The sequence below is a fragment of the Streptomyces diacarni genome (assembly GCF_003323715.1).
GTDB classification, from domain to species: Bacteria; Actinomycetota; Actinomycetes; order Streptomycetales; family Streptomycetaceae; genus Streptomyces; species Streptomyces diacarni.
The window spans coordinates 152,609-175,673 of the sequence record NZ_QOIN01000061.1 but is presented as its reverse complement, the minus strand read 5'-3'; the positions used below and the strand labels follow the sequence as shown (position 1 = coordinate 175,673).

Here is a 23,065-nt window from a genome sequence, read left to right as displayed (position 1 = left end):
CACGGTGCCTCCAGGGCCGGTGGCACCACCCCCCGGATCATCTGTTCGACAGGGGGGACAAGCCATGCCGGACCCGGAGGCCGGGAGTCCCATTGCAGGACCGCGAAAACGGTAACGGGGGGGGTTCTCAGCGGCCGAGCGCGGTGCGCTGTGCCCCGTCCAGCTGGGCGCAGCCCGCGACGGCGAGGTCGAGCAGTCCGTTGAGCTCCTCGCGGGCGAAGGGCGCGCCCTCGGCCGTGCCCTGCACCTCGATGAAGCGCCCGTCGGAGGTGCAGACGACGTTCATGTCGGTCTCCGCGCGCACATCCTCCTCATAGCGCAGGTCGAGCAGCGGGGCGCCGTCGACGATGCCGACGCTGACGGCGCTGACGCCCCCGGCCAGCGGCTGCGCCTTGGACTTGATCAGCTTGCGCTCCTGTGCCCAGGAGACCGCGTCGGCCAGCGCCACGTAGGCGCCGGTGATCGCCGCCGTCCGGGTGCCGCCGTCGGCCTGGAGGACGTCGCAGTCGAGCACGATGGTGTTCTCACCGAGCGCCTTGTAGTCCACGACGGCGCGCAGGGAGCGCCCGATGAGGCGGGAGATCTCGTGCGTGCGGCCGCCGATCTTGCCGCGCACCGACTCGCGGTCGCCGCGGGTGTTGGTGGAGCGCGGCAGCATGGCGTACTCGGCGGTGACCCAGCCCTCTCCGCTGCCCTTGCGCCAGCGGGGCACTCCTTCGGTCAGGCTGGCGGTGCACAGCACTCGGGTGTCGCCGAACGAGACGAGGACCGAGCCCTCGGCGTGCTTGCTCCAGCCGCGCTCGATCGTGACGGGGCGCAGCTCCTCGGCCGTACGGCCGTCGATACGTGACATGCGTGCGAGCGTATCCCCGGCCGGGGGCGTGGGCCGAACGCGGGAACCGAGGAGACCCGCACGTCCTGGCCCGCCGGGACCGGACGGGGCTCCGCGGGTCTCCGGCCGGGGCAGGGCTCACAGCTGGTCGTTGATCTCCTCGGCGATGGGGTCGGCGTCGGTGCCGACGACGACCTGGATCGCGGAGCCCATCTTGACGACGCCGTGCGCGCCGGCGGCCTTCAGCGCCGTCTCGTCGACGAGGGAGGGGTCGCCCACCTCGGTGCGGAGGCGGGTGATGCAGCCCTCGACCTCTTCGATGTTGTCGAGCCCGCCGAGTCCGGCGATGATCTTCTCAGCCTTGGTGGCCATGTCCTACTCCTGTGTTCGGGCTGCTTTCCGGCCTTCTCCGGCCTGAATGGACGCGAGCCGCGAGACGCGAGGCGGCGTGGATTGCGTGCTTGTCACGTTAGTCCACGATCAGCCCAGCTCCGCGAGCATCCATCCGTTTTCTGGCGAATGATGGCGATTACCGGCGCCGCGAGGTGTCCTGCCGTCACCACGGCCGGGTCGCCACGCGCGCTAGAGGTCTACACCAGTATGCGCCAGCCGTCCGGCGGGCGGACGAGGGGCCGACCAGGTCGAGGGGCCGACCAGTCAGGAGGAGGCTCGTGAGCGCCAACGCCGCAGCCGAGCCGGGCACCCCCCGCAGGAAGTGGGTGTCCGTCTTCTTCCAGGGTCTGCAGAAGATGGGCCGCAGCCTCCAGCTGCCCATCGCGGTGCTCCCGGCAGCGGGCATCCTCAACCGGCTCGGCCAGCCGGACATCTTCGGCGACGAGGGCCTGGGCTGGACGGACGTCGCCAAGGTGTTCGAAGGGGCGGGCAGCGCCCTGCTGGACTCGGCGCTCGGGCTGCCGCTGCTCTTCTGCGTCGGCGTGGCCATCGGCATGGCGCGCAAGGCCGACGGCTCGACGGCACTGGCCGCCGTCGCGGGCTTCCTCGTCTACTACAACATCCTCCAGCAGTTCCCCACCTGCCCGCCCGGATCGGGGTTCGACACGGAGATGGGGACGTGCGTCGGCAAGGACGGGTCGGCCTCCGGGGCCGCCACGTACCAGAACCCGGGGGTGTTCGGCGGCATCATCGTCGGACTGCTGGCGGCCTGGTTCTGGCAGCGCTTCCACCGGGTCAAGCTGGTGGACTGGCTCGGCTTCTTCAACGGCCGCCGCCTGGTGCCGATCATCATGGCGTTCGTCGCGCTGGTCTTCGCGGTGCTGTGCCAGTGGGTGTGGCCGCCGATCGGTGACGGGCTCACCACCTTCTCCAAGTGGATGACGGACCTGGGCGCCTGGGGCGCGGGCATCTTCGGCGTCGCCAACCGTGCCCTCATCCCGATCGGCATGCACCAGTTCCTGAACACCTTCATGTGGTTCCAGTTCGGCAGCTTCAAGAAGCCGGACGGCGAGGTCGTGCACGGTGACATCAACCGCTTCCTGGCGGGCGATCCGAGCGCGGGCCAGTTCACCTCCGGCTTCTTCCCGATCATGATGTTCGCGCTGCCGGCCGCCGCGCTGGCCATCACCCACGCAGCCCGCCCCGAGCGCCGCAAGGTGGTGGGGGGGCTGATGCTCTCCACGGCGCTGACGTCGTTCGTCACGGGGGTGACCGAGCCGATCGAGTTCTCGTTCCTGTTCGTCGCCCCGGCGCTGTACGTCATCCACGTCCTGCTCACCGGTGTCTCGATGGCGCTGACCTGGGCGCTTGGGGTGCACGACGGGTTCAGCTTCTCGGCCGGGCTGATCGACTACGTCATCAACTGGAGCCTGGCGACCCGGCCCTGGCTGATCATCCCGATCGGCCTGTGTTTCGCGGTGGTCTACTACGTCCTGTTCCGCTTCATGATCGCCAAGTTCGATCTGAAGACCCCCGGCAGGGAGCCGGAGGAGGTCGCGGACGAGATCGAGCAGGACAACACGAGGGCTTAGCGCCGCCCGGCCGCACCACGCGGCCGAGGAAGGGCCCGATGCGGCCGGGGGGGGCGAGATGGGCCCGGGGGGTGGCCGGGGTGTGGCCCACATCGCCCGGAAAGACCCGTTCCGCCACGCGCGCGCCCGTGCTACTAATGGTCTACACCACTTCGTGGACTAGACCACCAGCGGGCCCTCACCCCCTTTCCCAGCCGTGCGGCGCCCGCCTCCACCCGGAGGACACACCCCCATGAGCACGGACACCGCTGCGCCCGCGAAGAAGAAGCGGGGCTCCGGCCTGTTCCAAGGACTGCAGAAGGTCGGCCGCAGCCTGCAGCTGCCGATCGCCGTCCTGCCCGCGGCCGGCATACTCAACCGACTCGGCCAGCCCGACGTCTTCGGCGACGAGGGCCTCAAGTGGCACGACGTCGCCGCCGCGTTCTCCGGCGCCGGCGGTGCCATCTTCGACAACCTGCCGCTGCTGTTCTGCATCGGCGTCGCCATCGGCTTCGCCAAGAAGTCCGACGGCTCCACCGCGCTGGCCGCGCTCGTCGGCTTCCTCGTCTACAAGAACGTGCTGGAGGCCTTCCCCGTTCACGAGGCGGTCGTCAAGGCGGGCGAGGACACGCCGCCCGTCTACAACGATCCGGGCGTCCTCGGCGGCGTCCTGATGGGCCTCTTGTCGGCGATCGTCTGGCAGCGCTTCCACAAGACCAAACTGGTCGACTGGCTCGGCTTCTTCAACGGCCGCCGCCTGGTGCCGATCCTGATGGCCTTCGTCGGGCTGGCCGTCGGCGTGGTCTTCACCCTCATCTGGGGCCCCATCGGCGACGCCATCACCTCCTTCGGCGAGTGGATGACGGGCCTGGGCGCCACCGGAGCGGGCATCTTCGGTCTGATCAACCGGGCACTGATCCCCGTCGGCATGCACCAGTTCCTCAACACCGTGGCCTGGTTCCAGCTCGGCGACTACAAGAACGCCGCGGGCGACGTCGTCCACGGCGACATCGCCCGGTTCTTCGCCGGCGACCCGAGCGCGGGCCAGTTCATGTCGGGCTTCTTCCCCATCATGATGTTCGGGCTGCCCGCCGCCGCCATCGCCATCGCCCACTGCGCCAAGCCGCACCGCCGCAAGGCCGTGATGGGCATGATGGTCTCGCTGGCCCTGACCTCGTTCGTGACCGGCATCACCGAACCGATCGAGTTCACCTTCATGTTCATCGCGCCCGTCCTGTACGTGGTCCACGCGCTGCTGACGGCCGTGTCGATGGCGGTGACCTGGGTGTTCGGGGTGCACCACGGCTTCAGCTTCTCCGCGGGCTTCATCGACTACGCCATCAACTGGAGCCTGGCGAGCAAACCCTGGCTGATCATCCCGATCGGCCTGTGCTTCGCGGCGATCTACTACGCCCTCTTCCGCTTCCTCATCGTGAAGCTGGACATCAAGACGCCGGGGCGCGAGCCGGACGAAGAGGTCGAGGACCTCACCAAGTAGCCGCCCGACGGGCCGTACCGCACACAGCGGTGCGGCCCGTCGCATTCGGCGCGACCCCGCCCGGCCCCCCGGGGCAGCGGGCAGAGGCGGCGGCCCTCACAGTTCGTAGACGGCCCCCGGGCGTGCCATCTCCACGGGCCCGTCGAAGGCGGTCTTCGCGTCCCGCAGGTTGACCTGCGGATCCGTCCACGGCGGCACATGGGTGAGCACCAGCTGCGAGACACCGGCCCCGGTGGCGACCTGCCCCGCCTGCCTGCCGTTGAGGTGGAGACCCGGGATCTGCTCCTTGCCGTCCGTGAAGGAGGCCTCGCACAAGAAGAGGTCCGCGCCTCGCGCGGCACGCTCCAGGTTCGGACACGGCCCCGTGTCCCCGGAGTAGGTCAGGACCTTGCCGCTCGCCACGTGCTCGACCCGGAAGGCGTACGCCTCCACCGGGTGGTCGACCAGTTCGCTGCTGACCCGGAAGGGCCCCGCCTCGAACGTGCCGCCCGCCGTCAGCTCGTGGAAGGCGAAGACCTCGCTCATCGACGAGTCGGACGGGGTGTCGGCGTAGGCGGTGGTGAGCCGCTGCTCGGTGCCGGGCGGGCCGTGCACCGGGATCGGGCCGCAACGGCCGCCCTCGTGGCGGTAGTAGCGGGCGACGAAGTAGCCGCACATGTCGATGCAGTGGTCGGCGTGGAGGTGGCTGAGCGCGATGGCGTCGAGGTCGTAGAGGCCGCAGTGGCGTTGGAGCTCACCGAGTGCGCCGTTGCCCATGTCCAGGAGCAGCCGGAAGCCGTCGTCCTCGACGAGATAGCTCGAACAGGCCGACTCCGTTGACGGAAACGACCCGGAACAGCCGACGACGGTGAGCTTCATGGAGTGGGAACCTCCGTTGACGGCATGCGGGAGAAGTCCCCGTGTCGTGGACGAGGGGAATTCCGAGCGTAAGCCGCGCGGGTCCCGGTGCGTCCTCGGTGAGGCGTCGGTGTGGGCGGAATCACCAGCCCGGGGTAGCGTCGGTCCCCGGCGGCTGACGGTACGAACGCAGCGGAGCGCGGTCCGGCGGCATCCGCCACACGGCGAAGAGCGACGCACACATGGGCGACGAGCGACGGGGCGAAGGGAGGCACGGCGTGGACACCACCTGGTGGCTGGCGCTCGGCGTCGTGATGCTGCTCGCCTTCGTGGCGGCGCTGGTGGACGGGCGTGGACGCCTCGGTCCCCGGCGCCGGGGTGCCGCCCGCGAGGCCCGCGCCGCCCGCCGGGGCCAGGCGCCCCTTCCCCGCCCCGGGGAGATCTGGCGCACCAGCCTGCCGGACGGCACCGAGCCGCTCTTCCTCGTCCTGACCGTCCGCACGGACGGCGCCCGGCTGGCGCGGTTGACCTCCACGCCGTCGCCGCTGCGCGTCTTGCCCGCCGACGCCGCCGAGGGCCCCGCCTACCTGGAGCCCGGCACGGTCGCCGAGGTCGGGCTCGCCCGGCTGCGAGGCCGCCACGGCGAGGTGGACGCGGACGCCTGGGAGCGGGTCAGGCACCTGGCCGAGTGACCCGGCCCGGGGAACGGAACACCAGCACCCCGAGCCGGCGGCACGCGTGTTCGAACCGGCGGTCCTACGCCCAGAGCTGGCCCTGCACGGTGGCGACCGCCTCCTCGTCCGTGGCGGCGGTGTAGAGGCCCGTCGACAGGTACTTCCAGCCGCCGTCGGCGACGATGAAGACCACGTCCGCGCTCTCGCCCGCGCGCAGCGCCTTGCGGCCCACCCCGATCGCGGCGTGCAGCGCCGCCCCCGTCGAGACGCCCGCGAAGATGCCCTCCTGAGCGAGGAGTTGTCTGGTACGGGTGACCGCGTCCTCGGAGCCGACGGAGAAGCGGGTGGTGAGCACCGACTCGTCGTACAGCTCGGGCACGAAGCCCTCGTCCAGGTTGCGCAGCCCGTAGACCAGGTCGTCGTAGCGCGGCTCGGCGGCGACGATCCGGATGCCGGGACGCTGCTCGCGCAGATAGCGGCCCGCGCCCATCAGCGTGCCCGTGGTGCCCAGGCCGGCGACGAAGTGGGTGACCGACGGCAGGTCGGCGAGGATCTCGGGGCCCGTCGTCGCGTAGTGGGCGCCCGCGTTGTCCGGGTTGCCGTACTGGTAGAGCATCACCCAGTCCGGGTGCTCGGCCGCCAGCTCCTTGGCCACCCGCACCGCCGTGTTCGAGCCGCCCGCCGCCGGGGAGGAGATGATCTCCGCTCCCCACATGGCGAGCAGCTGGCGGCGCTCCTCGCTGGTGTTCTCCGGCATGACGCAGACGATCCGGTAGCCCTTGAGCTTGGCCGCCATCGCCAGCGAGATGCCGGTGTTGCCCGAGGTCGGCTCCAAAATGGTGCAGCCAGGATGCAACCGCCCTTCCTTCTCGGCCTGTTCGACCATGTGCAGGGCGGGGCGGTCCTTCACGGAGCCGGTCGGGTTGCGGTCCTCCAGCTTCGCCCAGATCCGTACGTCCTCGGAGGGCGAGAGCCGGGGCAGCCGGACGAGCGGCGTGTTGCCGACGGCGTCGAGCGGGGAGTCGTAGCGCATCAGCGCATGCCCACAGGGAGCGACCCTCCGGCCACGGCGGGCAGGATGGTGACGCTGTCGCCGTCGCTGAGCTGGGTGGAGATGCCGTTCAGGAAGCGCACGTCCTCGTCGTTGAGGTAGACGTTCACGAAGCGGCGCAGCTCACCGCCGTCCACCAGACGGTCCTGGATCCCGGCGTGCCTGCTCTCCAGGTCGGCGAACAGCTCGCCGACGGTGGCGCCCGTGCCCTCGACCGCCTTCTGGCCGTCGGTGTAGGTGCGGAGGATGGTCGGAATGCGGACCTCGATGGCCATGAGAGTGCTCCTGTCGGAGAGGAAGAGTGGCTTCTGCTGGCTTCTGCTGCGGGCAGGCGGGGGCGCACACGCCGTTACCGCGGGGGCGGGGCGCCGGGCGAACACCGCGCCGCGTGGAGCGCGGGTCAGGCCGGCCGACAGATCGCGCTGGCGAGGCGGCACAGGTCGACGTGCAGGCGCGCCACGAGCAGCATGCCCGGGGTCTTGTCGAAAGCGCTCACGTCGTGGACAACCATGGGCTCATCGTAACGATTCCCGGACGGGAAATCGGATCTCGGTTTCATCATGCGGACGAATCCGTCTCACCATCGTGGGAGACGCGCGCGTCAGTAGCTCTCGACGATCTCCACTTCCTCCTCGGTCACCTCGCCGTCCACGATGCGGAACGAGCGGAAGGAGAACGGACCATCGTCGTTCCCGCACTCGGCGGTGGAGACCAGGACGTAGTGGGCGCCCGGCTCGTTGGCGTAGGAGATGTCCGTCCGCGACGGGTAGGCCTCGGTGGCCGTGTGCGAGTGGTAGATCACCGCCGGCTCCTCGTCGCGGTCGTCCATCTCGCGGTAGAGCTTGAGCAGATCGCCGGAGTCGAACTCGTAGAAGGTGGGCGAGCGGGCCGCGTTCAGCATCGGGATGAACCGCTCGGGGCGGCCCTCACCGACCGGCCCCGCGATCACGCCGCAGGCCTCGTCGGGGTGGTCCTGGCGGGCGTGGGCGACGATCCGGTCGTGCAGCTCCTGCGTGATGGTCAGCATGGGGGCAAGGATATGCACGCCCCCGCACACGCGTCCGGCCCCGCCCGGGACGCGGACCCCGTGCGGCCGCCCTCGGACACGCGAGGGGCCGGACCGTACCGGTGTGCGGTACGGGCCGGCCCCGGGGCGCTGCGGGCTGCGCGGCGCGCCCGACCGGCGGTCGGGCGCGGCGGGCCTCAGTCCTGGCCGGTGGCGGCCTCCGGCGCGAGCGTGCCGGCGCCCGGGACCGCGTCGGCGATCGCGGGGGCCGCTTCCACGCTCCGCGAGGTGCGGTGCGCGTGCGCGGTGTGGCGGGCGTGCAGCAGCCAGTAGGCACCCAGCACCACGGCCCATCCCGCACCGACGTACAGCGAGATCCGCGCCGTCGAGTCGAGCGCGACGATCACCAGCACCATGGTGAGGAAGAGCAGCGCGACCCAGCTGAAGAGGCTGCCGCCCGGCGCGGGGAAGCTGGACTTCGGCAGCCGCCCGGCGACGACCCCGCGCCGGTAGAGCAGGTGGCTGATGAGGATCATCATCCACGTCCAGATACCGCACGCGGTGGCGACCGAGGTGACGTAGGCGAACGCCTTCTCCGGCACCACGTAGTTGAGCACCACGCCGATGCCCATGAGCAGCACCGAGATGGTGATGCCCGCCGCCGGGGAGTGCCGTGCGTTCAGCTTGCCGAAGTACGTCGGCGCCTCCCGGTTCTCCGCCAGGTCACGCAGCATGCGGCCGGTGGAGTACATCCCGGAGTTGCAGGAGGAGAGCGCCGCGGTCAGCACGACGAAGTTGACGATGCCGGCGCCGAGCGGAATGCCGATCTTGCCGAAGGCCGCCACGAAGGGGCTCACGCCGTCGGAGAACTCGGTCCACTTGACCACCGAGAGGATCACGAGCAGCGAGCCGACGTAGAAGATGATGATGCGCCACGGCAGCGTGTTGATCGCCTTGGGCAGCGTCGTCTTGGGGTCCTGGCTCTCGCCCGCCGTGATACCGACCAGCTCGACCGCGATGTAGGCGAACATCACGCCCTGGAGCGTCATCAGGCTGGAGCCGATGCCGGTCGGGAAGAAGCCGTCGTGGGCCCACAGGTTGCTGACGGCCGCGGTGTCGCCGGCCTGAGAGAAGCCCAGGGTGAGCACGCCGAGACCGATCACGATCATTCCGATGATCGCGGTGACCTTGATCATCGAGAACCAGAACTCGACCTCGCCGAAGACCTTCACCGAGATCAGGTTCACCCCGAACAGCACCACCAGGAAGACCAGCGCGCTGACCCACTGCGGAATGTCAGGGAACCAGTAGTGGATGTAGATCGCCGCCGCGGTCAGCTCGGCCATGCCGGTCACGACCCACAGCAGCCAGTACGTCCAGCCCGTCACGAAGCCGAAGAACGGCCCGAGGAACTCGCGGGCGTACTCCGCGAAGCTGCCGGAGACGGGCCGGTACATCAGCAGCTCGCCCAGCGCCCGCATGATGAAGAAGATGACGACGCCCGCCAGGGCGTACATCAGGATGATGCTGGGTCCCGCCTTGGCGATGTTCGCACCGGCCCCCATGAACAGGCCGACACCGATGGCACCGCCGATGGCGATCATCTGGACCTGGCGACTGCCCAGCCCTCGCTGGTAGCCCTCGTCGGAAGGCCCGGCTCCGTCGCCGCTACCGCCCGTGCTTGCGGATCCGGGTTCTCCCCTGCCGTCCGCGACCTGCTCGGAGGTCATGTGGTGCGCCTTTCTCCATACCGACCCGGCCTGTCCGGATCGGGTTCCGATCCCCCCGGATGGAGTTGTGCGTGCCGGCGATCGGCCGGCGTGTGCGCCACTGCGCGGGCAGGGGTGGTGCCCGCGAGACAGCGGATCGTGCAGGTGTACCACGGAGGACTGTCCACGACGAGTGGTACAGACCACAGATAGAAGGGGCAGAGACGGACATCGCACCCGGAAAAATTCCCGCCGTGATCCGTTCGTTAACCGGTCTTTGCTCATCATTTAACGAACACTGGAGCGGGGAAAACCCGGACGAAAAGGGGCAATCCGAAGGGCCTGGGCCTCGGCGCCCGAGGCCGGGAAGAGAAAGCGTTCAGGGCGTCAGTGTCTCGACCAGTGTCTCCTGGAGGCTGCCGAGCCACAGGTACGCCATCACCAACGGCTTGCGCTCGTCGGAGTCGGGCAGCGAGTACAGCTCCTCGTCGCTGTCCTCGGACACCTCCAGACGGGTGCCGAGCGCCAGCCGCAGGTCGTTGAGCGTGCCCAGCCACCGCCGGGACTCCTCCGGGCCGAGCGTCAGCACGGCCCCGCGGTCGCCCGGCGTCAGCGCGTCCAGCGACCGGACGACGGCCAGCCCGTCCTCCCGCTTGCGCGCCCGCAGGTCGTTCTCCGTGTAGCGGCGGAACTCCGCCGAGGCGGACCGGTCGTGCCGGGCCCGCGCGGCCTCGTCGCTGCCCGGCTCCGCATCGGGAGAAGGCCCGGGGCCAGGACCTGGGCCGTAGGCGTCGGGGAAGAGCCGCGCCAGCACCGGATCGGCGGGCGGCTCGCTGGGCCCGTCGGCGAACGACGGCCAGGAGACGCCCTCGATGCCCGCCAGCTCCTCCTCCAGGCTGTCGCCCCTGACGCCCTCACCCGGCGGGGTCTCCGGCCTCGGCGGCTCGGCCGGCTCGGTGCCGGGGCCGATCAGCTCCAGCAGCTGCACCGTCAGGCTCCGCAGGATCGAGATCTCCACCTCGTCCAGCGCGATGGCCGCGCCGCCGGCCTCGGCCGACTCGAACTGCCCCGCCATCAGCGGTCCTGGGTGAGCGTCGCCCACAGCCCGTAGCTGTGCATGGCCTGCACGTCGCGCTCCATCTCCTCGCGGGTACCGCTGGAGACGATGGCGCGCCCCTTGTGGTGGACGTCGAGCATCAGTTTCTTCGCCTTCTCCTTCGAATAGCCGAAGTACGCCTGGAACACGTAGGTCACATAGCTCATGAGATTGACCGGGTCGTTGTGCACGACGGTCACCCAGGGCACATCCGGCTCAGGAACCTCCACGGGCTCCTCGCTGGTCTCCGGGCGCTCGATCTCCATCGGGGTGGCGACACTCACAGGTCCCATGCTGCCACCCGGCACCCACGGGCGCCCAAACGGCGGCCACGGCGACCGTATATCGTCATCCTGACGAAATCCGGGGTACGCTCGCAGCGACCTACCCGAACACACGAGGTGAGCAGCAGTGCTGGAATCCCCCCAGGGACAGCCCCCGCACGAGAACCGGCAGGAACACGCCCGGCGGACGGAGACAGGTCTGCCGGTGTCCGTCCCCTCGACCGCGCTCTTCACCGACCAGTACGAGCTGACGATGCTCCAGGCCGCCCTGCACGCCGGAACCGCCGAGCGCCGCTCCGTCTTCGAGGTCTTCACCCGCAGGCTGCCCGAGGGCCGCCGCTACGGGGTCGTCGCCGGCACCGGACGCGTCCTCGACGCCGTCGAGAACTTCCGCTTCGACGACCAGATGCTCCGCTTCCTCGGCGAGACCCACGTCGTCGACGAGCCCACCCTGGAGTGGCTCGCCGGCTACCGCTTCCGCGGCGACATCCTCGGCTACCCCGAGGGCGAGGCCTACTTCCCCGGCTCGCCGCTGCTGCGCGTCGAAGGCACCTTCGCCGAGTGCGTGCTGCTGGAGACGGTGATCCTCTCCATCCTCAACCACGACTCCGCCGTCGCCGCCGCGGCCTCCCGCATGGCCGCCGCCGCCGGCGGCCGCCCCCTGATCGAGATGGGCGCCCGCCGCACCCACGAACTCGGCGCCGTCGCCGCCTCCCGCTCCGCCTACGTCGGCGGCTTCGACACCACCTCCGACCTCGCCGCCGGATTCCGCTACGGCATCCCCACCGTCGGCACCAGCGCCCACGCCTTCACCCTCCTCCACGACACCGAACGCGACGCCTTCCGCGCCCAGGTCGACTCCCTCGGCAGCGGCACCACGCTGCTCGTCGACACCTACGACGTCGCCGAAGCCGTCCGCACCGCCGTCGACGTGGCCGGACCCGAGCTCGGCGCCGTCCGCATCGACTCCGGCGACCTGCTGCTCGTCGCCCACCGCGTACGCCAGCAGCTCGACGAACTCGGCGCCACCAGGACCAGGATCGTCGTCACCAGCGACCTCGACGAGTACGCCATCGCCTCCCTGGCCGCCGCGCCCGTCGACGCCTACGGCGTCGGCACCCAGCTCGTCACCGGCAGCGGCCATCCCACGGCCTCCATGGTCTACAAGCTGGTCGCCCGCGCCGACAGCGACGACCCCGCTGCCCCGCTGCGGCCCGTGTCCAAACGCTCCCTCGGCGGCAAGACCTCCCTCGGCGGCGCCAAGTGGGCCGCCAGGCCGCTGGACGCCGACGGCGTGGCCGAGGCCGAGATCGTCGGCAGCGGCCCCGTACCCGACGAGCTCGCCGACCACCAGCTCCAGGTCCGGCTCGTCGAGAACGGCACCGTCGTCGGCCGCGAACCGCTCGAAGCCGCACGCGCACGCCACCGGGCCTCCCTCGCACGGCTCCCCATGTCCGCGATGCAGCTCTCCCGCGGAGAACCCGTCCTCCCGGTCGAACACCGCTGAGACGGCCCGTGCGGTACCGCGGTCGCCTCAGCGGCTCCGCTGAGGCGGGCCCCGTGCGGGGTGCCGCCTCCGACGGCCGGGCCTTGGCCGCCGAGACGGCCGTGGGGCAGCACCGGGGCGGCACACGGGCCCGCGGGGGGGCGCGGCCGTGGGACACCGCTGAGACGCCGGTGGGACGCGGCTGAGACGACCGTCGGGCATCGTCGGGACGGGCGGCCGCCGGGGCGGGGCGGGCCGGGCGGGGACGGGGCCCCGTCGCGTACCGCCCTCGCACACGGGCACACGGGCGGCCGCCGCGTCCCAGGCGGCCGGCCGACCGCGCGAAGGGCGCCCGCGCACTGCCGCGGGGGCCCGCGGTTGTCTAGTCTCGAAACCGACGGGCGGCGGCCCGGCACCCCACAGCACCGGCACCTCTCGCCCCCGGGCAACCCGGCCGCCCACCCCGGTCCGTCCCCCACCCAGTCGACCCACCAGCCGAAAGGTGTGCACCATGCACCGGGCACTGATCGTCGTGGATGTCCAGAACGACTTCTGCGAGGGCGGCAGCCTCGCCGTCACCGGCGGCGCCGACGTGGCGGCCGCCATCACCGACCTGATCGGGGACGCGTCCGCCGGCTACCGCCACGTCGTCGCCACCCGGGACACGCACATCGATCCCGGCGACCACTTCTCCGACACCCCCGACTTCGTCCGCTCCTGGCCGCCGCACTGCGTGGCCGGCACCGAGGGCGTCGGCTTCCACCCCAACTTCACCCCCGCCGTCGCCTCAGGGGCCATCGAAGCCGTCTTCGACAAGGGCGCGTACACCGCCGCCTACAGCGGTTTCGAGGGCGCCGACGAGAACGGCCACTCCCTCGCCGCGTGGCTGCGCGAGCGGAACGTCGCCGAGGTCGACATCGTCGGCATCGCCACCGACCACTGCGTACGCGAGACCGCGCTGGACGCCGCCGGCGAGGGCTTCCGCACCCAGGTGCTGCTCGACCTGACGGCGGGCGTCAGCGAGGAGACCGTCCAGCGCGCTCTTGAGGAGCTCCGCGACGCCGGCGTCGAGCTGACCGGCAAACCGGTCGTCACACCGGCGTAGGACCCTTCCCGCGGACCTCGCCCCGGCAAGGGGCTGCCGCTGTTCGCGGTGCGCGGTGCGCGGGTGGGTCGCGGCCGGCCGCGCCGTTCCCCGCGCCCCGTCGGGGCCGCTGCCACGTCTCCCGGCCCCGGCGGGAGGGCCGAGGCCCCATGGGGTGTTCCCAGAGCAGCTCTAGGCCGGGGTCGCCCGCAGGAGGGCGGCGATGGGGCGCCAGGAGTTGTGCGCGTCGTCGGGGACGGCGCGCCACACCAGGCCCTCGGGGTGGTGCAGCACCGCGGTGATCTCGTCCGCGGTGGGTGGCTCGGTGTTGCCCCGCAGGTAGATCGCCCGCAGCCCGAGATTGCGCAGGCGCGTCAGCGCACGGGGCCGGTTGCCCGCGTGCACCAGCACCCTGACCCGCTGCTCCTCGCCGGGTCTGCGCACGGTCGCCTCCCGCACCGTGTGCGGTTCGTCGGCAAACGCCGACCAGCGGCGCGAGGCGGGCAGCAGCCCTGAGCGTCGGGCCGCGCCGCCCCCGTCCGCGCTCCGCGTGCTCGGGGCAGCGGGCGCCGCACCGTGCGGCTCGCGCGGCACCGGAAGCGTCAGCGCAACGATCACGCTGCCGTCCGGCAGCCTGACGAATCCGCCTCCTGACATGATCACCATCTCCCCCGTGAGACTCGTTCGGGTACGTCCTGTCCGGGGCCGCCGAGCAGCAGCCCCACCAGGCATCTAAACGCGATCGCGCGCCGATCGCCAGGGGGTAACGGATGATCATGTTTTGACCTGCAACGATGCAAACAAATTCATTCCTGGGTTGCACGACCGTCGATCATGCGTTCCCGAAACCGCCCATTCTGGATCTTCACGCCTTCTTTACAGCGGGTAATCAGCCCACCCGTGCACCCCTTTTGACCCTCTTTACACCTTTTGCCAGCAGTAGTTGAACCAGCGATCATCTCCCGCACCTCCATTGGCCGGACCGCTGACGACACCCCCGGGCACGGCGGGCAGTTGCGGAAGCGGAACGTCCAACTCCCCATCAGATAACGGGTGCGAACACCGGTACGGAGAACTTCGAGGGGAGCGTGTACCACCCCAGCGCGCGGGAGACCACGACAGGGCCCACGGGTGCCGCCCAAGAGCCCTCACCCGTCCGCCAGTTGGGACGCCGAGGCCGCTGTGCGTCCGTGCGCCCCCCGTGCAACAGGGGCGTGGGTCAGCTCACGCTTGCGGCGCTTTCCGCCAGGGCATCCCGGACCGTAGAGTCGTTCGATGGCGCCCCGTTCGTACCGAGTCAACGAGTAGCGCGCAACGACCCGTTCACGTCCAGACCGTGTCCACTCCCCCCGAGGACGGATCCGCCATGCCGCGTCCGAACCCCGCCCAACTCCTCTACGGCTCGGCCACCGTCATCTGCTCCACCCTCGCCATGCTGCTGCTCTCCCAGGCGCGTTCGGTCGTCTGGACAGCCGTGATCGCCGTCACGGCGCTCGCACTCGGCCTGCTGGTGGCACTGACCGCCCCCTCGGCACACGCCAAGCTCAGGCGACGTGCGGCCGTGGGGCGGATGACGACCCCCTCCCCCGCCCAGCCGGCCCGGCACGGGCGGCCCGACACCGTCACGGCCCCACACACCACCGCCGCCCCCGCGGCGCCCGCTGCCTCCGCGGCGCCCGCGGTCATGGGAGCCCGCCGCTGACACCGGCCGCCGCCGCCCGCCACCTCCGACACGGTCCGGCTCAGTCCGCCGCGACCACGACCGTCCTGGCCGCCTTGTCGTGCAGACACTGCTGGTACGGCTTGTCCCACGTGCAGAACAGCACGTTCACCAGCCAGAACAGGAAGCCGATGCACGGCACCAACGGGGGAATCTGGTAGACGGCGGCCCGCAGCCACCCCGGCGAGCCCGCCGGCACGGCGCCGTTCTGCAGCATCGCGACCCGGACGCGCATCAGCTTCTTGCCGACCGTCTGCCCCGACGTCGTCAGCATCAGCCCCTCGTACACCAGGTAGACGAGGGTGTAGGCCAACTGCGGCCAGTAGGCGTATCCGTCGTACCCGTTGTCGTACGAGTAACCGCCCTCGACCAGTCCGGCGATGATGCCGACGGGGATACCGATGAGGAGCGCGTCGATGATGCGGGCCAGCAGACGCTTGCCCCGGGACGCCAGCGGAGGCATCCCCGCGAGGGGGTCGGCGGCGCCGGCCGGGCCGCCGTACGGGTTGTCGTACGGGCTGCCGTAGCCTTCGGCGCCGCCACCCCCGTAACCTCCACCGCCGCCGTAGCCACCGCCGCCCCCGTAGCCTCCGCCGCCCGGGGGTGGCGGATCCCCGTAGGGGCCGCCGGTATCGCCGGACCCGCCCGGGGGCGGTGGCGGATTGCCGTAAGGGCCGCCGGTGCCGCCCGCGCCGTCCGGCGGCGGGGGTGGAGGCCCCTGGCCCGACGGTTCCCGCCCGGGCGGCTGCTGGGACCCGCCGGGGTCCGAGGGCGGCTGCTGCGGCTGCTGCTTACGGAACGGGTCGTCGTCCGGCTGCTCCGTGCTCATGGCCCGAGTGCACAGCCCCGCGCCGCCGGCCGCATCCCCAGCGAGCCGTTCGGGGGACCAGGCAGGCACGGCAGCGGCCCACCGGGGCCGCGGGCCCGCTAGAGGCGGAGTTCGGCGCTCGTGTCGCCCTTGGCCACGAACGTGCCCGCCACCTTGTCGTGCCAGCACTGCCGCCAGGGGCGGTCGAACAGGCACCACACGACGTTGACCACGCCGATCACCAGGACGCCGAGAGCGCCGTGGACCAGCCACCGCAGCAGCGACTTCGCGAACCCGGGCTTGCCGTACCCCTCGATGTTGACCACGCAGATCCCGAAGAGCTTCTTGCCGAGTGTGCGGCCCCAACGGGCCGTCGGCAGCACCTCGTAGAGGAGCCCGAAGACGACGAGAACACCGAGAACGAGCGCGAGATAGCCGCCGGTGGTGCCGTCCACCAGCCACACCTGCCGGGTCACGCCCGCCTGCTCGACGGCGTCGATCTTGGCCTCGATGTGGTCGACGGCCTTGCCCACGAACGGGAACGCGGCAGCGGCACCCACCGCGAGGGTGAGCACCAGGTCGACGAGCCTGGCACCGAGCCGCCTGCCCAGCGCCGCGGGCCGTGCCTCCTGCTCCGCCATCCGGGAGAACGGGTCGTCGACGGGCGGCCGCCACGGTGTCACGGCGTCGGGCCCTCCCGACGGCGGCTGCGCGGGCAGCCCCGCGACCTGCTGGTGAGCGGCCTGCTGGTGAGCCGGGGAACCCGAGGGCGCGGGCTGCGACCAGGAGGGCGCGACCGCCCCCTGCGCCGCCGCACCGTCCGCCCGTACGGGTGACACCGCCCCGGCCTGCGCGGGCGCGCCGTGGCCAGGTCCCTGCCCCGGAACACCCGACGCCTCCCGCTGCCCCGGCAGGGCAGGCGCAGGCTCCTGTCGGGGCACGAGCCGGCCGGAGGGGTGGGCCTGCGGCTGCGGCTGGGCCTGGGCTTGCGGCTGGGCCTGCCCCTGCCCCTGCCCCTGCCCCTGCCCCTGCCCCTGCGACGGGACCTCGACTCGCGTCGGTGCCGGTTTCTCGGCCGGTGCGGCAGTGGCGGGCGAGGCAGCGGGACCGGCTGTGGTCGCCTGCTGTCCGGCGGCAGGCGGATTCCCGACGCCCTGTCCGGACGCGGCGGGGCCTCCCTGGCCGCCGTGCTCGCTATGCCCCGCCGGAGGGACGTCCGCCGCTGCTGCGCCGCGTGCGGGCGCGCCCTGCTCGCCGGCGTCGGCACGCCCCAAGGCCGAGCCACTCGTGACGGTCGGCCCCGCAGGACCGGGCCGGTCCTGTGCCGGGTTCGCCCGGCCGGGGCCCGCCTGGCCCGGCTCTCCGGGGCGCTGGCCCGGGACGGCTGTGGCGCCGCCCCGCTCCGCGCTGTCGGCTGCGCGGTCCGCGGCGCTGTCCGCTCCGGGGGTGGGGGGCGCGTCGGCTGTGCCGGTGCGGCGGCCGGAGCCGAGCACGTCGGAGCGGCGGAGGCCGACCGTGTGTTCGCGCCCGCCCGACGCTGCGGGGTTCACTCCCTCGGGCGTGGCCGCCGGGACGGGCGCCGTTCCGCCGGAGGGCGCGTCCGTGCCCCAGCCGCCGCGCGGGTCCGCAGGCGGGCCGAACCCCGCCTGCGCGGGTACGTCCGCCCGGCCGCCCGCGGGACCGGCGCCGGGTCCCGCGTCTGCGGGTGCTGCCGCCTCGTCGCTTCCGGTACCGGCGTCGGCGGAGGTACCGGCATCGGCATCGGCATCGGCGTCGAGGAAGACCGGCCCTGTCTCGTCGGACGGCGAGCGGCGCGGCCTGGCGGGCGGCCCCGCGGGTCCCTCCTGGCCTGCCGTGGCAGGCGGCGTGGGGGCGGTGGCGGGAGAGGACGCCACGGGCGGGGGCGCGGGCATGGGTTCGCCCTCGCGCGGCTCCGGGCGACTGGTGCCGGGCACCCACGACGTGCCGTTCCAGTAGCGGATGTACCCGGGGATGGACGGATCCGGGTAGTACCCCGCACGGGGTACCTCACCATGAGCACCGGAGGGCCCCACTGCCTCCAACTCCCCTCACCAACGACACCTTTGACCTGTCCCCGGCGGCGCCCCGTACTGGGCCGACACCGGCGGCGCGGCGGGAACCTCCGCCTGTTCAAGGAGGACAGTAACGAAGAAGACCGCCCGGGGAGGAAGCAGACGGGTGTGAAGCCCGCCTTCGAGCGAACCTCGAACGAGTCCCGGCCGCCCCCGTCACACGCTCGTCACCTGCCGGTACCCGGTGCTGTAGGGCGTCGGTGAGGAATCTTGGGAAAAAAGTCCCGGAACCCGTGTAACGAACCGCGGTGGACGGCCTCTAACCCTGTGTGGGCCTCGGGCAGCGGCCCGCACAGCGACAGAGGAAAGGGCGCAGGCTATGCACACCGTCGTCGAACGTGAAGTCGAGATGAGGCTCGTCCTCGCGCCGGAGCGCAGTGTGGCCGTCCCGGCTCGGCTCAGCTACCGCACGGACGATCCCTTCGCCGTCCACGTGGCGTTCCACATCCACTCCGAGACCCCGGTCCACTGGACGTTCGCCCGGCAACTGCTGGTCGAGGGCGTCGCCGAGCCGTGCGGGGACGGTGACGTGCGGGTGTGGCCGACCAGCGTGGCGGGCCGGAAGGTGGTGTGCATGGCCCTGAGTTCCCCGCACGGGGACGCGTTGCTGGAGGCGCCCTCCCCGGTGCTCACGGCCTGGCTCGAACGGACGCTGCACGCGGTCCCGGTGGGTGACGAGCAGAACGCGATGGGTCTGGACGCCCAGTTGAGCGAGCTGCTGCGGCCATGACGCGGGACACGCGGGACACCGTCCCGCGAAAGAGCACCGCACGGGGCTCTCCCGACGTACCCCCGACACCCGTTCGGGTGGCCCACCACCACCGGCCCGGCGGCTTGCGTCGACGCCGGCCCGGTGGCGTCCGAGGGCACCGGCCCGGTGGCGTCCGAGGGCACGGCCCGGTGGCGTCCCTCGGCGCCGGCCCGCCGGCTTGCGTCAGCACCGGTCCGGGTGTGGTGGTGCGGCGGGTGCCGGGTCGGAGGCGGAGCCTCCGGTGCGGGGTTCGCGCAACAGGAGCGCGGCCAGCGCGCCCAGCAGCATCAGTGCGGCGCCGACGTACAGCGCGCGGTCGGCGCCGTGCGCGAGAGCCCGTGCGGGGTCGGTTCCCGGACGGGCGGTGGAGGTGGCGACGACGACGGTGAGGGAGAGGCCCATGGACGAGCCGATGTAGCGGGCGGTGTTGTTGGCGCCGGAGCCCATGGAGGCGCGGTCGGCGGGGACGCTCTCGACGGCGAGCCGGGGCAGTGCCGCGTTGAGGAGTCCGCTGCCGATGCCGGCGATGAGGAAGCCGGGGACGGTGCGCTGCCACGATCCGGCGGCCGGCGCCCCGAGCATGGTGGAGGCGCCCGCGGCGGAGAGGAGGAACCCGGCGGCGACCTGGTGCCGGGCGGAGAACCGGTCGGGCAGTCGCCGGGCCTGGAGTGCGACAAGGAGTGCGGTGCCGGACCAGAGGAACAGCAGCCATGCGGTGCCCAGTTCGCTCATGCCGACGGACCGCTGAAGGAGCGCGGGGAGGTAGCTGAACATGCCGATGACGCCGAGTCCCGTGAACAGCGCGGCGCTGGTGGCGGCGAGGAACGGGCGCCGGCGGAGGAAGGCCAGGTCGAGGAGGGGTGCGGACGCCTTGGTCTCCGTGAGCGCGAACGCGGCGGTGAGGGCCGCCGCTGCGGCGACCAGTCCGTACACCTGCGGGCGCAGCCACCCGTCCCGGCCGAGGGTGAGTGCGGCGAGCAGGGCGGTCAGGGCGAGGCCGAGCAGCAGGGCGCCTGCCACGTCGGGCTTGCCGGCGCGGGGGTTGCGGGATTCGGTGAGGGCGCGGGCGCTGAAGGCGGTGAGGGCGAGGGCGGCGGCGTAGGCGAGGTAGGAGAGGCGCCAGTCGAGGACGCCCAGTCCGGCGGAGGCCACGGGCCCGAGGGCGATGCCGCCGCTGAGTGCCGCGCCCCAGATGCCGGTGGCGCGCACGCGCGCGGGCCCGGCCGGGTAGGCGTGGGCGAGCAGGCCGAGGCTGCCGGCGATGACGGCGGCGCTCGCGGCGCCCTGGGCGATGCGGGCGAGGGTGAAGGCGAGGGTGCCGGTGGCGAGTGCGCCGAGCGCGGTGGTGACGGTGAGGGCGGCGAGGCCGGTGACGAAGGCGCGTTTGCGTCCGTAGTCGTCGGCGAGGCTGCCCGCGACGAGGAGGAGGGCGGCGAGGCCGAGGGGTGTGCCGTTGAGCAGCCAGGACTGGCCGGCGAGTGTGGTGCCGAAGTCGGCGGTCATGCCGGGGAGGGTGAGCATGGGCGCCGTGTAGTTCATCAGCGCGACGAAGGTGGCGAGGCTGGTGGCTGCCAGGACGGTGCCGGGGGCGGCGTGAGGGCGTGCGCCGGGGTCGGTGCCGGGGCGGCCGTCGTGACGGTTGCCTGGTGACCGTGGGGCGGTCAGCACGGAGAGTTTCTCCGGATCAGTTAGTTCGTTCAATGAACCGGCGAGAGCGCCGAGACGCTACCACAGAAGGTTCTATGAATGAACTGACAGCTTGATAGGCTGGCCGCATGGCGCTGAAAAAGGGCTACGCCGCGCAGGACTGCTCGCTCGCCCGCACTCTCGAACTGGTCGGCGAGCGCTGGACGATGCTGGTGATCCGCGACGCCTTCTACGGCGTCCGGCGCTACAGCGACTTCCTCGCCCACCTCGACATCCCGCGCGCCGTCCTCTCCACCCGGCTGCGGACACTGACCGAGTCCGGAGTGATGGAACGCCGCCGCTACGAGCAGTCCCCGCCCCGCGACGAGTACGTGCTCACGGAGAAGGGCCGCCGGCTGTGGTCGGCGCTGTTCGCCCTGCTCATGTGGGGGCAGGAGTTCACCACCGGAGGCGCCACGGTGCGCAGGCGGTATGTGCACGCCGCCTGCGGGCACGAACTGGAGGCGGGCGGCGGCTGCCAGAGCTGTGAGCGGCCCGCCGTGCCGCCCGAGGACATCGAGGTGCATCCGGGGCCCGCCGCCGAGGGCCCCACCGCCCGCCACGACCCGGTCAGCCGCGCCCTGTCGAAGCCGCACCGACTACTGCAACCGCTGGAGACCTAGATTTTCCGCGGCCCGGTGCACTGATTTCCGCAGCCCCGTGAACTTTTGTCCGGCGCGGTTCATCTCACCTCATGTACCGGCCGGCGCCGTGCGGTTGAGGCGCCGGTGGTCTGCGGGCCGGGTCGGCGCCCCCGTCGCCGATCCGACCCGCTTCACATCCGGCGGCGTACGGCCGCGTAGAACCGTGCACGACCGCGTACGGCGCGGTCGGACGAGAGCCCGAGCGCCCACGCCGACACGGTCTCGCGCTCGGAGCTCAGGGCATACGGCCGGGGCTCACGGCCCACGGCCCACAGCTCGGGCTCGGCAGGGCTCAGAACAGCTTGCCCGGGTTGAGGATGCCGTGCGGGTCGAAGGCGCTCTTGACGGCGCGGTGCAGATCCAGGCTGACCGGGCCCAGCTCCTCGGCCAGCCAGGTCTTCTTCAGCAGGCCGACCCCGTGCTCGCCGGTGATGGTGCCGCCCAGCCGCAGCCCCAGTTCCATGATCTCGTCGAAGGAGATCCGGGCGCGGCGGGACTCGTCCTCGTCGGTGGCGTCGAAGCAGACCGTGGGGTGGGTGTTGCCGTCCCCGGCGTGGGCGCAGACCCCGATGGTCAGGTTGTGCCGTTCGGCGATCTCGGCGGTGCCGGTGAGCAGGTCGGCGAGGCGGGTGCGCGGGACGCAGACGTCGTCGATCATGGAGGTGCCCTTGACGGCCTCCAGCGCGGTCAGCGCGGCGCGCCGAGCCTGGAGCAGCATCTCGGACTCGGCCTGGTCCTCGGCCGGCACCACCTCGCTCGCCCCGGCCGCCGCGCACAGGTCGCCGACCGCGCGCAGCTGCGGCGCGGGGTCAGGCGTGTCGAAGGCCGCGAGCAGCAGGGCTTCGGTGGTTTCGGGGAGCCCCATCTTCGTCATGTCGTTGACGGCCCGCACGGTCGTGCGGTCCATCAGCTCCAGCAGTGCGGGCGTGTGTCCGGCCTCCATGATCCGGCAGACCGCGTCGCAGGCCGCGTCCGTGGAGGGGAACTCGGCGGCGAGCGCGAGTTGCCGGGAGGGCTCGGCCTTCAGGGCGAGGGTGGCGCGTACGACGATGCCCAGGCTGCCCTCCGAGCCGACGAGCAGCCGGGTGAGGTCGTATCCGGCCACGCCCTTGGCGGTGCGGCGCCCGGTGGTCAGCAGCCGGCCGTCGGCGAGGACGACGTCGAGCCCGAGCACGTATTCGGCCGTCACCCCGTACTTGACGCAGCACAGCCCGCCGGATCCGGTGCCGATGTTGCCGCCGATCGTGCACATCTCCCAACTGGAGGGGTCGGGAGGGTAGAAGAGCCCGTGCTCGTTCACGGCCCGGGAGAGCGTGGCGTTGACGACTCCCGGTTCGACGACCGCGATCCGGTCGACCGGGTTGATCTCCAGGATGCGGTCCATCCGTACGAGGGACAGCAGCACGCATCCGTCGGTGGCGTTCGCCGCTCCGGACAGGCCCGTGCGGGCGCCCTGCGGGACGACGGGGACCCGCAGGTCGTTCGCGGTGCGCAGGGTGTGCTGGACCTGCTCGACGGTGCGCGGCACGACCACGGCAGTCGGGGCACCGGCGGGGCAGAAGCTGGCCATGTCGTTCGCGTAGGAGGCGAGGACGTCGGGGTCGGTCAGCAGCGCGTCCTCGGGGAGGCCTTCGGCCAGCCGTTCGATCAGCTCGCTCATGTCCCCAGCCTGGCAGGCAGCGGACGGCACGGGAAGGCCCTGAACCTGCTGACCTGCTGCCCTGCTGCCTTACTGACCTGCTGTTCCTGCTGTTGCGGCCTGGGCGCCGCCCTCCCACCGGGCCGCTGTCGCGGACGGCTGGGAGGGCGGGGCCCAAGCTCCCCTCCTTCAGGTCCTACAGG

Annotated in this window: 23 protein-coding genes; 8 read left to right on the top strand and 15 right to left on the bottom strand. The window is 71.9% G+C overall.

The features are described from left to right. Window positions 1-127 precede the first annotated feature (127 nt). Both rph and DTL70_RS29390 read right to left on the bottom strand, forming a co-directional pair. Complete coding sequence (gene rph / locus DTL70_RS29395) at window positions 128-853, bottom strand: ribonuclease PH (RefSeq protein ID WP_114025029.1); 726 nt, start codon at window positions 851-853, stop codon at window positions 128-130. A 117-nt stretch (window positions 854-970) separates the two neighbouring features. After that, complete coding sequence (locus tag DTL70_RS29390) at window positions 971-1,204, bottom strand: PTS sugar transporter subunit IIB (protein WP_114013731.1); 234 nt, start codon at window positions 1,202-1,204, stop codon at window positions 971-973. A 299-nt stretch (window positions 1,205-1,503) separates the two neighbouring features. Between DTL70_RS29390 and DTL70_RS29385 the strand changes: the two genes are divergently transcribed. Both DTL70_RS29385 and DTL70_RS29380 read left to right on the top strand, forming a co-directional pair. Beyond that, the gene (locus tag DTL70_RS29385) at window positions 1,504-2,817 is read left to right on the top strand and encodes a PTS transporter subunit EIIC (RefSeq protein WP_114025028.1); all 1,314 of its coding nucleotides are present in this window, start codon (window positions 1,504-1,506) and stop codon (window positions 2,815-2,817) included. 232 nt (window positions 2,818-3,049) lie between these two features. Then, window positions 3,050-4,294, top strand: coding sequence for a PTS transporter subunit EIIC (locus DTL70_RS29380; protein WP_114025027.1), 1,245 nt, complete (start codon window positions 3,050-3,052; stop codon window positions 4,292-4,294). A gap of 96 nt (window positions 4,295-4,390) precedes the next feature. Here DTL70_RS29380 and DTL70_RS29375 read toward each other — a convergent pair whose 3' ends face one another. Further along, window positions 4,391-5,152 carry an MBL fold metallo-hydrolase gene (locus DTL70_RS29375; protein ID WP_114025026.1) on the bottom strand — a complete coding sequence of 254 codons (762 nt, stop codon included), beginning with the start codon at window positions 5,150-5,152 and terminating at the stop codon, window positions 4,391-4,393. Window positions 5,153-5,409: 257 nt separating this feature from the next. Between DTL70_RS29375 and DTL70_RS29370 the strand changes: the two genes are divergently transcribed. Continuing rightward, entirely contained in the window at window positions 5,410-5,823 is a 414-nt protein-coding gene (locus DTL70_RS29370) for a type II toxin-antitoxin system PemK/MazF family toxin (protein ID WP_114025025.1), read from the top strand. A gap of 64 nt (window positions 5,824-5,887) precedes the next feature. Here DTL70_RS29370 and DTL70_RS29365 read toward each other — a convergent pair whose 3' ends face one another. From DTL70_RS29365 to clpS, 7 genes are all read right to left on the bottom strand, one after another. Then, window positions 5,888-6,838 (bottom strand): PLP-dependent cysteine synthase family protein, encoded by a 951-nt coding sequence (locus DTL70_RS29365; RefSeq protein WP_114025024.1) that lies wholly within the window; start codon window positions 6,836-6,838, stop codon window positions 5,888-5,890. Beyond that, window positions 6,838-7,131 carry a MoaD/ThiS family protein gene (locus DTL70_RS29360; protein ID WP_114025023.1) on the bottom strand — a complete coding sequence of 98 codons (294 nt, stop codon included), beginning with the start codon at window positions 7,129-7,131 and terminating at the stop codon, window positions 6,838-6,840. The genes DTL70_RS29365 and DTL70_RS29360 overlap by 1 nt, the downstream gene beginning before the upstream one ends. Before the next feature lie 125 nt (window positions 7,132-7,256). Continuing rightward, complete coding sequence (locus DTL70_RS35015) at window positions 7,257-7,367, bottom strand: putative leader peptide (protein ID WP_341483251.1); 111 nt, start codon at window positions 7,365-7,367, stop codon at window positions 7,257-7,259. A 90-nt stretch (window positions 7,368-7,457) separates the two neighbouring features. Then, window positions 7,458-7,883 carry a M67 family metallopeptidase gene (locus DTL70_RS29355; RefSeq protein ID WP_114025022.1) on the bottom strand — a complete coding sequence of 142 codons (426 nt, stop codon included), beginning with the start codon at window positions 7,881-7,883 and terminating at the stop codon, window positions 7,458-7,460. Between the two features lie 176 nt (window positions 7,884-8,059). After that, window positions 8,060-9,592: an amino acid permease gene (locus DTL70_RS29350; RefSeq protein WP_114025021.1), complete on the bottom strand. Its 1,533-nt coding sequence runs from the start codon at window positions 9,590-9,592 to the stop codon at window positions 8,060-8,062. A 358-nt stretch (window positions 9,593-9,950) separates the two neighbouring features. Continuing rightward, the gene (locus DTL70_RS29345) at window positions 9,951-10,646 is read right to left on the bottom strand and encodes a DUF2017 domain-containing protein (protein WP_114025020.1); all 696 of its coding nucleotides are present in this window, start codon (window positions 10,644-10,646) and stop codon (window positions 9,951-9,953) included. After that, window positions 10,646-10,960 (bottom strand): ATP-dependent Clp protease adapter ClpS, encoded by a 315-nt coding sequence (gene clpS, locus DTL70_RS29340; protein ID WP_114013741.1) that lies wholly within the window; start codon window positions 10,958-10,960, stop codon window positions 10,646-10,648. The genes DTL70_RS29345 and clpS overlap by 1 nt, the downstream gene beginning before the upstream one ends. A gap of 118 nt (window positions 10,961-11,078) precedes the next feature. Here clpS and DTL70_RS29335 point away from each other — a divergent pair, with 118 nt between their 5' ends. Both DTL70_RS29335 and DTL70_RS29330 read left to right on the top strand, forming a co-directional pair. Then, entirely contained in the window at window positions 11,079-12,458 is a 1,380-nt protein-coding gene (locus tag DTL70_RS29335) for a nicotinate phosphoribosyltransferase (protein ID WP_425470421.1), read from the top strand. Window positions 12,459-12,948: 490 nt separating this feature from the next. Next, the gene (locus tag DTL70_RS29330) at window positions 12,949-13,542 is read left to right on the top strand and encodes a nicotinamidase (RefSeq protein WP_114025019.1); all 594 of its coding nucleotides are present in this window, start codon (window positions 12,949-12,951) and stop codon (window positions 13,540-13,542) included. Window positions 13,543-13,713: 171 nt separating this feature from the next. Here DTL70_RS29330 and DTL70_RS34580 read toward each other — a convergent pair whose 3' ends face one another. Beyond that, window positions 13,714-13,980, bottom strand: a complete 267-nt coding sequence (locus tag DTL70_RS34580; RefSeq protein WP_242757514.1) for a hypothetical protein — start codon at window positions 13,978-13,980, stop codon at window positions 13,714-13,716. A 907-nt stretch (window positions 13,981-14,887) separates the two neighbouring features. Between DTL70_RS34580 and DTL70_RS29320 the strand changes: the two genes are divergently transcribed. Next, the gene (locus tag DTL70_RS29320) at window positions 14,888-15,223 is read left to right on the top strand and encodes a hypothetical protein (RefSeq protein ID WP_114025017.1); all 336 of its coding nucleotides are present in this window, start codon (window positions 14,888-14,890) and stop codon (window positions 15,221-15,223) included. A 40-nt stretch (window positions 15,224-15,263) separates the two neighbouring features. On the opposite strand, the gene DTL70_RS29315 is transcribed toward DTL70_RS29320, so the two are convergent. Next, entirely contained in the window at window positions 15,264-16,070 is an 807-nt protein-coding gene (locus DTL70_RS29315) for an RDD family protein (protein WP_114025016.1), read from the bottom strand. Between the two features lie 98 nt (window positions 16,071-16,168). After that, complete coding sequence (locus tag DTL70_RS29310; protein WP_181861129.1) at window positions 16,169-18,103, bottom strand: RDD family protein; 1,935 nt, start codon at window positions 18,101-18,103, stop codon at window positions 16,169-16,171. A gap of 358 nt (window positions 18,104-18,461) precedes the next feature. On the opposite strand from DTL70_RS29310, the gene DTL70_RS29305 reads away from it, so the two are divergent. After that, on the top strand, window positions 18,462-18,872 hold the full coding sequence (locus DTL70_RS29305; protein ID WP_114025014.1) for an SsgA family sporulation/cell division regulator: 411 nt from the start codon (window positions 18,462-18,464) through the stop codon (window positions 18,870-18,872). Window positions 18,873-19,076: 204 nt separating this feature from the next. On the opposite strand, the gene DTL70_RS29300 is transcribed toward DTL70_RS29305, so the two are convergent. After that, window positions 19,077-20,561 carry an MFS transporter gene (locus DTL70_RS29300; RefSeq protein ID WP_425470420.1) on the bottom strand — a complete coding sequence of 495 codons (1,485 nt, stop codon included), beginning with the start codon at window positions 20,559-20,561 and terminating at the stop codon, window positions 19,077-19,079. A 107-nt stretch (window positions 20,562-20,668) separates the two neighbouring features. Between DTL70_RS29300 and DTL70_RS29295 the strand changes: the two genes are divergently transcribed. Then, window positions 20,669-21,202, top strand: a complete 534-nt coding sequence (locus tag DTL70_RS29295) for a winged helix-turn-helix transcriptional regulator (RefSeq protein WP_114025013.1) — start codon at window positions 20,669-20,671, stop codon at window positions 21,200-21,202. Between the two features lie 313 nt (window positions 21,203-21,515). On the opposite strand, the gene DTL70_RS29290 is transcribed toward DTL70_RS29295, so the two are convergent. Next, a complete protein-coding gene (locus DTL70_RS29290; RefSeq protein ID WP_114025012.1) occupies window positions 21,516-22,883 on the bottom strand; it encodes an FAD-binding oxidoreductase in 1,368 nt (455 codons plus the stop codon). Window positions 22,884-23,065 lie beyond the last annotated feature (182 nt).